This is a genomic window from Caldisalinibacter kiritimatiensis, from assembly GCF_000387765.1.
Taxonomy (GTDB): Bacteria; Bacillota; Clostridia; order Tissierellales; family Caldisalinibacteraceae; genus Caldisalinibacter; species Caldisalinibacter kiritimatiensis.
The window spans coordinates 1-7,517 of sequence record NZ_ARZA01000177.1 but is presented as its reverse complement, the minus strand read 5'-3'; the positions used below and the strand labels follow the sequence as shown (position 1 = coordinate 7,517).

The window sequence follows — 7,517 nt, the reverse complement described above, 5'->3', positions numbered from 1 at the left end:
ACAATCTATTCTTGAGGGCTAGCGCCCATTAAAATCTTTTAGATGCGAAACTTCTGTTAAAATACTTAACTACTATAACGTTATACTTAAAGTTAATTTTATGTTATAATATCATTAACTAGATTAGGAGGGAATGTTTATGAGAAAGTACATATCTGCTGAAGCCAATATGCATGAAATGAAATTAGAACAAATGGGAGCAAAAGTTGAAGTTATAAATTCTTTAATGTGTTATGTAACATTCGATTTAGAAGGCACAGAAATTTCTTATGTATATAATTTAAACAAAAAAAACAATTATTTTCTAGAGCGAGTTGAACCGTATCCTCAACCAGCTGGAACTTTTAAGTCAATAGAAGATGTAATTGAAACCATAAAAATTGACATAGAACAATTCAAAAACGCAAAACGCTGTAAAGTATTCGACTTGTTTATAGAAACTAATAAAGCAATGACAAACGTTTCCAGAAATTTCGAAGACTTATATCTTTACTATAATGTCCCCCACGAATATACAGAACAGATTAAATCTAAAATAAATGAAATAAAAGAATTAATAGATGAAGCTAAACAAAATAGCGAAAGGGTTTATTTTAAAAAGAATCCAGATACTATATAATTTAGAGACTCGGGGAACCGAGTCTTTATTATTTATAGTCCCTATTCTACTATTTAATAAAGACTAGACTTAAAACTATTAACTATGAATCGACGAAGTCAATCTTATTCTTAGTATTGTAAGTATATATTAGTTATTATTTCCTATAATCTAAAAAAAATAGTCTAGCTATGTATATAAACAATAATTTGAATATATTATTGTATTTGCCCTATAGTGGTTTTTTTTTGCCTTAGATTATGTTTGCTATTTATACAAAAAGTAATAGAATATTTTTGTGCGCCTAAAATAATATAATATTTAGCAAGGAGATGTTGTTATGTTTCAAAACACACAAGTATTAATTACAGCTATTATATTTATTCTTACTTATGTATTAATAGTTTCTGAAAAACTTAACAGAACAACTATTGCACTCTTTGGTGCATCTATTGTACTAGCTTTAAAAATAGTTAGTCAAGAGTATGCATTCGAATCAGTAGATTTCAATACTATTGGACTTTTAATAGGTATGATGGTAATTGTAAACATCACCAAAAAAACTGGGGTATTTCAATATCTAGCAATAAAGGCAGCAAAATTAGCAGAAGGAGAACCTTGGAGAATAATACTAGCATTTTCAATAATCACTGCCATATCCTCTGCATTATTAGATAATGTTACTACAGTTCTATTAATAGTGCCAGTCACACTTGTTATAACTGACACTCTCAAAATCAATCCAATACCTTTCTTAATTCCAGAAATTCTGTTTGCCAACATCGGAGGTACCGCCACTCTTATAGGTGATCCCCCAAATATTATGATAGGTAGTTCAACAAAATTAGGTTTCATGGATTTTGTAATAAATCTTTCACCTGTAGTTATTATTATATTTATTATTACTACTTTTATCTTAAAATTTGTATATAGGAAGCAGTTAACTGTAGATGAGAAACTAAAGAAAAGGATTATGGAATTCGATGAGTCTAAATCAATAAAAGATAAAAACTTACTGAAAAAGAGTTTATTCGTTCTTGGACTGACTATGTTAGGTTTTATTACACATCAATTCATAGGTTTAGAATCAGCAACAGTTGCTATAGTTGGTGCGGCATTATTATTAGTCCTAAGTAATATTAATCCTGAGGAAGTTTTATTGGAAATTGAATGGACAACCATCTTCTTTTTCGCAGGTTTATTTATTTTAGTAGGTTCATTAGAAAAGGTTGGAATTATAGAAAATATTGCCGAAGAAATAATTAATCTTACTAAAGGCAATCTATTTTTAACTGCTATTATAATTGTATGGGTATCTGCATTGGCTTCTGCATTCATTGATAATATACCATTTGTAGCAACAATGATACCTCTTATTAAAAGTATAGGTACAATGTCTACTATGGATATAACACCTCTTTGGTGGGCACTAGCTTTAGGTGCTTGTCTAGGTGGAAATGGAAGCCTTGTAGGAGCATCAGCAAATGTTATTGTAGCTGGTATGCTAGAAAAAACAGAGCACAATATAAGTTTTGTTAATTTCTTGAAAATAGGTTTCCCTATAATGATAATCTCTATTTTTATTTCTACAATTTATCTAATTGTATTCTATTTATAAAAATATTATCAGGAGGAGTTTATCCTCTGCCTCACTCCCCCTGAATAATATTATACCTCTTTACATTCTTATCCTTATATAAACTTTAAACATTTCCCATAGTAATTTTTAATATACAATTTTAAACATGATGTATAATCTTACGCTTATGGTCTTTCTTCACTTTAATTACTATTCCTTCATTTATATTTTTAGATAAATTGTCCTCTGAATTATTTTTGTACTCATCTTTTTTAGTATTATCTGTAAGCTTTTCGTCAGAATCTACTTGTTCATTTTCAACAGAATGTGTAATTTCTTCTGTTTCCTCAATATTTTCATTATCTATATCAACCTGTTCAGTCATTTCCTCCTTAATAGTGTTGTCTTTATCAGTGACCTTTTTATCCTCTATATCTACCTCATCTTTAGATTTTGGTTCTAAATCACGTAAGCTTATTTTTACCTTACTCATTTTATCCCTCCATTCAAATATAAAATTGCAATTCACACTATTATATCTTTTTCTATTTATTATATTCAGTGTAAATATTGTTGTTACACTTGTACTCTTTTACTTAGTTATAAAGTGTACAGCAGAATTAGTACTTGATATTAGACTAGCTTTATATATGCATAAAAATATATACAACATACAAATGCTTAGATGTCCTGTTATTGGAACAAAATAAAAAAGACAGAGAAATAAGTCCCTGTCACTAACTGACATTTACACAAACTTTCCAATTATATTTATAGGTATAGAACATTTCTTTTTCAAGTTATGATAATATTTTTGTTCAACAGTAACTATAGCACAAGTTGCTGGTCCTGCTGATTTGTTTAAATCGAGAGTAATATCTTCATTTATTCCATAAAGTAAATTATTAGTTCTAGCTATTTCGCTTAATTCATATAGTATTCCTTTTGACCCTACTGGTAAAATTTCTTGAATATATGTTTCTTTACATAACTGTAAAAGTACTTCTAATGTCAATGTTTCTTTTTCTTTGTCATGTACTACTTCTTCTCCTACTTTGGGAATACCAACAACTACTGCCAAAGAACCTTTAGTAGTTTTTGGTTGCTTCCATTGTGTTTTATCAATAATACCAACTACTGTTATTCCCATTCCCGTTTGACATACAGGAAAGTTTTCTTCAGTACTACCTGTGATGATAATATCTTCAAAGTATTCAAGAGGCTCAATAGCTCTTTTTATCCCTTCTATTATCTTCTTCCCTGTATTATTCATTTCTACCGATAAGGTATTTACTATAGTTATAGGCCTAGCTTTAATAGCTAAAAGTTCTCTCAATGCTACATTGGTAGTATAATATCCTAACTTTTCTGGAGAAACTTTGACAATATCTTTTTCTTTATTGCCTATTCCACCACTTGAATCACAAGAAATAACTATATATTGATTTTCGTTAATTGAAATAAAAGTCAAGTCCCTAAACTTCTTTACATTCATATACTACACCTTCTAATTAAATCGTTTCTTAAGAAATCCATATACTAAAAACGCTAAAACTACATTGGCTGTAGATGTAATAGTTAATGGTGCTATAATAGCATAAAATAATGACCATCCACTTAATGGAAGTCCTAAAATTTGTGAAATAGGTATAGCTATTAAAGCAGCTACAGCACCATTTAATATTATTGCAACAATAGCGGCTATATAAGTATTAATTTTTCTATACATCCAGCCAAAAACAAATCCAAAGGAAGCCATTTCTAAACCAACTATTAAATGCATTGGTAGCGTTAAGGGAAAACCACTAGTTAAAGCTGTAAGCAAATGTCCAATCCCAGCAACAATTCCACCATAAACAGGCCCTAGTAAAAGTGCAGCAAAATATCCTGGCATTGAATCAAAGGCAATACTTCCTTGCACTTTAATTAATGAGCCTATAAAAGAAAGACCTATTAACATTGCAGAGTATGTAAGCTTTAAGGTACTACTTTTTACATTTAACACATTTGAATTCATATTATCCCTCCATCTGTTTTTAAAAATTTATGAGTTGAGTTAAAACACTATACCCATCTTCATATTCTATTTCAACAAGACACCCTGGAGAAGTTTTAAAATGCCATGTATCTTTAATATCTAATCCCAATAGATATGCAATAATTACTCTCATTACTCCACCGTGGGTAATTAATAAAACTGTCTCTTTCTCTTTAGTTATTATTTCATTAATAAAATTTACAACTCTGTTGTGTAAATCCTGTAAACTCTCTCCACTAGGTATCCTGTAATTTATATAGTTATTAGTCCATTCTTTCCACTCAGTAGAATGTACTTTAACTATTTCATCAAGCATTTTACCATCAAATATTCCAAAATTTATCTCTTTTAATTTCTCTGTTTCATTAACTTTTAATTTATTCCCCTTTGTTATTTCTTTTGAAGTAATTAGTGCTCTTTTAAGAGGACTTGAATATACTTTATCAATCCTTTTATCCTTTAAATATTTTTTTATCCTTTTTATTTGTTTAAAACCTCTTTCGGTAAGAGGAAAATCTGTCCATCCACTATATATACCGTTAACATTAGCCTTTGTTTCTCCATGCCTTACAATAATAAATTTCAAATCATCAACTCCTTAATTAAATAGATGGAAAAAATAAATATTGATTGAGATACTTCAATAATAGCACCGACCGTATCCCCTGTCATACCACCTATTTTGCTTTTTATTTTATTAGTTAAAAGGAGTATAATAATAAAAGTTAGTAAAATCCCTAAAATAAATATATAGTTATTAAAAACAAATAAAGCCACTATTCCAGTAATAACTAAGTTAAAAAAAACTTCTTTAATTTCACAGTTTTCTATAAAGCCTTTTCCCATTCCCCTTTCTTTTCTAGCATAATCACTAATAGAGCATGCAATAACTGCACAGCTTCTACCTATAACCGGCATAATAATAAATGTTTTGTAATCCAAATAATAACTAATAACTAAATTAAAAATTAAAGTAAAAATAATAGCTAGTACACCAAAAGTACCTATCCTACTGTCCTTCATTATTTCAAGAATTCTTTCTTTATCTCTATTACTAAAAAGCCCATCAAAGGAATCCGCAAGTCCATCTATATGAAGTCCTCCTGTTATCCAAAGATAAAATAACCATATAAGTAAAACAGTAATGGGCTTCTTAAGATAAATACTACTAAAGGATATAATCCATAATAAAACACCTATAGTTAAGCCTATTAAAGATACAAAGTTAACACCTTTTATGAAATCCTCTTCTTTATATTCAAAGGGATATTTAATTGGTAATCTAGTGAAAAATGTAAGCATTAACAGTAAACTTTTCATAAGAACCCTCACTTTATCTTCATAGGTATTCCTGAAACAGTGAAATAAACTTCTGAAGCCCTTTGTGCAAGATACTGATTTACTCGTCCTGCTATATCCCTGAATATATTTCCTAGTCTATAAGATGGAACTAATCCCATCCCTACTTCATTGGTCACTAATATCAATCTTTTTCCTTCACTTTTAACAACATTTAATAATTTATCTATTTCATTTAAAATATATTCTTCAACATTATCCACTTCTAACATATTGCAAGTATCAAAGTCTAATCCACTTTCAAGAAGTAAATTTGATACCATAAGCGTAATACAATCTAATAATATTACATCCCACTGCTTAAACCCATCTAAATCCTTAATCTCATCAAACTCCTTATATTTTTCTAATACTTTCCAATCCTTAGGTCTAGATTGCTTATGCTTTAATATTCTATCCTTCATATCTTTATCGCAGGAAATAGCTGTTGCTATATATAACACTCTTTTATTAGATTCTTTTGCCATATTTTCAGCAAATCTGCTCTTGCCACTCCTTGCTCCACCAGTGATTAAAATAATATCTTCCATATTCTCACCTTCTTTTAATTATTTTAATCCTTCAGATTGATAAAATCATAACAAAAACAAAAGACACATAGAGGTAATCTATGCGTCTCAAATTACTACCACATACTTCCCTCCGAAGTATTAGTTACTTACTTTAAGGCAGGTATCCTGACTCGTAGATCATATTACTCTCTTCCCCTTCCCATCTATATAAAAGCTAGATAGTGGTTTATGAAAGATTTCATCCCTACACACAGTAGCGGGGGCTGTAGAGGATTCTCACCTCTTTCCCTCTTAGCTTTCATAATGAAAGAACCTTAAAGCATATTAAGCTGTATTTTATTAGTTCAATTATATTTAATACAAACTTAGATGTCAAACTATTATATTGATGCCAGTTTAACTTATTACTACTAATTATACAAGTTCTCTATACCATCTACTTAATCCTTCTTCTAGTTTATGAAATTGAATAAAACGTGATTCTCTTAATACTTCTTTACCTTCTACAAATAAGATAATAGTAGGAGCTGTAAATACCGTAAATTGGCCTGAAACTTCAGGAGCCTCTTCAATTTTAGTATAACCACTATGTATTTGTGGATAGTCTTCTAAAAGCTTCTCAAGCTTAGGCTTAACGTCTTGACATACACTACATTTATCTGATGAAACATATAATAGGCTTAACGTATTCTTCTGTATAAACTGTTTTATATCATTTAACTCAACAAACTTTTTCATCCAGTTCACTCCTGTTTTTTAAAATAATATGTTGTCTTTCTTCTACTTTATTATACTCTTCTACTATGATATCCAAATGATCTTTTACTAATTTAAGTCCTTCTTCTACATCTTTAGCTCTAATAACTACTGGAACAAATTTTTTCTTTACTCTTGTGATATTTAGTCCAAATTGTCTTGATACTAAGACTTGTACATCATGTTTTTTTAGTATTTGTGATATCCCCTTTGCTTTTTTAGGGTCTCCATGTACTTCATCTTCGTGCTCTTCTTCTTCTGTTGTATTTGTAACCCTCTTAATATACTCCCAACCTTCTTTTGAAACACTGTAAATGTCATAAAAATTAGCATCTCCAAAGTGTCTATTAACAAATTCTTCTCCGTTATCTGTTGCACAAGCTATTATTAAATTCATTATACATCCTCCTATTCTTTAGTTTATTAGCATACGCCACTTTATACTTATACCCTCTATATGTATAATATAAAACCTTTCTTTTGTCAAAATATATTTTCATATTATTCTAAATTTAATGTATATTTATTACATAACTTTGACTGTAATTGTATTTGATGGTAAAATTGTATTATAAGTTTTAACTATTAAAGTAATATGTGTATTTAATTTTATATTTTGTAGATAGTTGCAAAATACAAAATTAAACTTATCCACAGAAAATTAGTAAAAAAAAT

Annotated in this window: 10 protein-coding genes and 1 riboswitch; of the genes, 2 read left to right on the top strand and 8 right to left on the bottom strand. The window is 29.1% G+C overall.

What is annotated here, in order from left to right; genetic code table 11:
- Window positions 1-139 precede the first annotated feature (139 nt).
- Complete coding sequence (locus L21TH_RS07860; protein WP_006313555.1) at window positions 140-619, top strand: hypothetical protein; 480 nt, start codon at window positions 140-142, stop codon at window positions 617-619.
- Window positions 620-938: 319 nt separating this feature from the next.
- Entirely contained in the window at window positions 939-2,216 is a 1,278-nt protein-coding gene (locus tag L21TH_RS07855; RefSeq protein ID WP_006313554.1) for an ArsB/NhaD family transporter, read from the top strand.
- A 121-nt stretch (window positions 2,217-2,337) separates the two neighbouring features.
- Here the strand turns inward: L21TH_RS07855 and L21TH_RS07850 are convergent, their stop codons facing one another.
- The 8 genes from L21TH_RS07850 to L21TH_RS07815 all read right to left on the bottom strand — a co-directional run bounded on the left by L21TH_RS07850 (window position 2,338) and on the right by L21TH_RS07815 (window position 7,239).
- Window positions 2,338-2,670 (bottom strand): hypothetical protein, encoded by a 333-nt coding sequence (locus L21TH_RS07850; RefSeq protein ID WP_006313546.1) that lies wholly within the window; start codon window positions 2,668-2,670, stop codon window positions 2,338-2,340.
- Window positions 2,671-2,925: 255 nt separating this feature from the next.
- Window positions 2,926-3,672: an AIR synthase related protein gene (locus tag L21TH_RS07845; RefSeq protein ID WP_006313541.1), complete on the bottom strand. Its 747-nt coding sequence runs from the start codon at window positions 3,670-3,672 to the stop codon at window positions 2,926-2,928.
- Between the two features lie 12 nt (window positions 3,673-3,684).
- A complete protein-coding gene (locus L21TH_RS07840; protein ID WP_006313539.1) occupies window positions 3,685-4,194 on the bottom strand; it encodes an ECF transporter S component in 510 nt (169 codons plus the stop codon).
- A 19-nt stretch (window positions 4,195-4,213) separates the two neighbouring features.
- Window positions 4,214-4,801 (bottom strand): alpha-ribazole phosphatase, encoded by a 588-nt coding sequence (gene cobC, locus L21TH_RS07835; RefSeq protein ID WP_006313534.1) that lies wholly within the window; start codon window positions 4,799-4,801, stop codon window positions 4,214-4,216.
- On the bottom strand, window positions 4,798-5,535 hold the full coding sequence (gene cobS / locus L21TH_RS07830) for an adenosylcobinamide-GDP ribazoletransferase (protein WP_006313533.1): 738 nt from the start codon (window positions 5,533-5,535) through the stop codon (window positions 4,798-4,800). The genes cobC and cobS overlap by 4 nt, the downstream gene beginning before the upstream one ends.
- Before the next feature lie 8 nt (window positions 5,536-5,543).
- Window positions 5,544-6,104, bottom strand: a complete 561-nt coding sequence (gene cobU, locus L21TH_RS07825; protein ID WP_006313532.1) for a bifunctional adenosylcobinamide kinase/adenosylcobinamide-phosphate guanylyltransferase — start codon at window positions 6,102-6,104, stop codon at window positions 5,544-5,546.
- A 120-nt stretch (window positions 6,105-6,224) separates the two neighbouring features.
- Window positions 6,225-6,418, bottom strand: a riboswitch (cobalamin riboswitch).
- Between the two features lie 82 nt (window positions 6,419-6,500).
- Window positions 6,501-6,824: a thioredoxin family protein gene (locus L21TH_RS07820; protein WP_006313526.1), complete on the bottom strand. Its 324-nt coding sequence runs from the start codon at window positions 6,822-6,824 to the stop codon at window positions 6,501-6,503.
- Complete coding sequence (locus tag L21TH_RS07815) at window positions 6,808-7,239, bottom strand: NifB/NifX family molybdenum-iron cluster-binding protein (RefSeq protein ID WP_006313525.1); 432 nt, start codon at window positions 7,237-7,239, stop codon at window positions 6,808-6,810. The genes L21TH_RS07820 and L21TH_RS07815 overlap by 17 nt, the downstream gene beginning before the upstream one ends.
- Window positions 7,240-7,517: the final 278 nt, after the last annotated feature.

Bases quoted from the DNA above. Each gene is read 5' to 3' on its own strand.
- L21TH_RS07840 (WP_006313539.1), bottom strand. From the start codon at position 4,194: ATGAATTCAAATGTGTTAAATGTAAAAAGTAGTACCTTAAAGCTTACA.
- L21TH_RS07855 (WP_006313554.1), top strand. From the start codon at position 939: ATGTTTCAAAACACACAAGTATTAATTACAGCTATTATATTTATTCTT.
- L21TH_RS07845 (WP_006313541.1), bottom strand. From the start codon at position 3,672: ATGAATGTAAAGAAGTTTAGGGACTTGACTTTTATTTCAATTAACGAA.
- L21TH_RS07820 (WP_006313526.1), bottom strand. From the start codon at position 6,824: ATGAAAAAGTTTGTTGAGTTAAATGATATAAAACAGTTTATACAGAAG.
- L21TH_RS07815 (WP_006313525.1), bottom strand. From the start codon at position 7,239: ATGAATTTAATAATAGCTTGTGCAACAGATAACGGAGAAGAATTTGTT.
- L21TH_RS07860 (WP_006313555.1), top strand. From the start codon at position 140: ATGAGAAAGTACATATCTGCTGAAGCCAATATGCATGAAATGAAATTA.
- cobU (WP_006313532.1), bottom strand. From the start codon at position 6,104: ATGGAAGATATTATTTTAATCACTGGTGGAGCAAGGAGTGGCAAGAGC.
- cobS (WP_006313533.1), bottom strand. From the start codon at position 5,535: ATGAAAAGTTTACTGTTAATGCTTACATTTTTCACTAGATTACCAATT.
- L21TH_RS07850 (WP_006313546.1), bottom strand. From the start codon at position 2,670: ATGAGTAAGGTAAAAATAAGCTTACGTGATTTAGAACCAAAATCTAAA.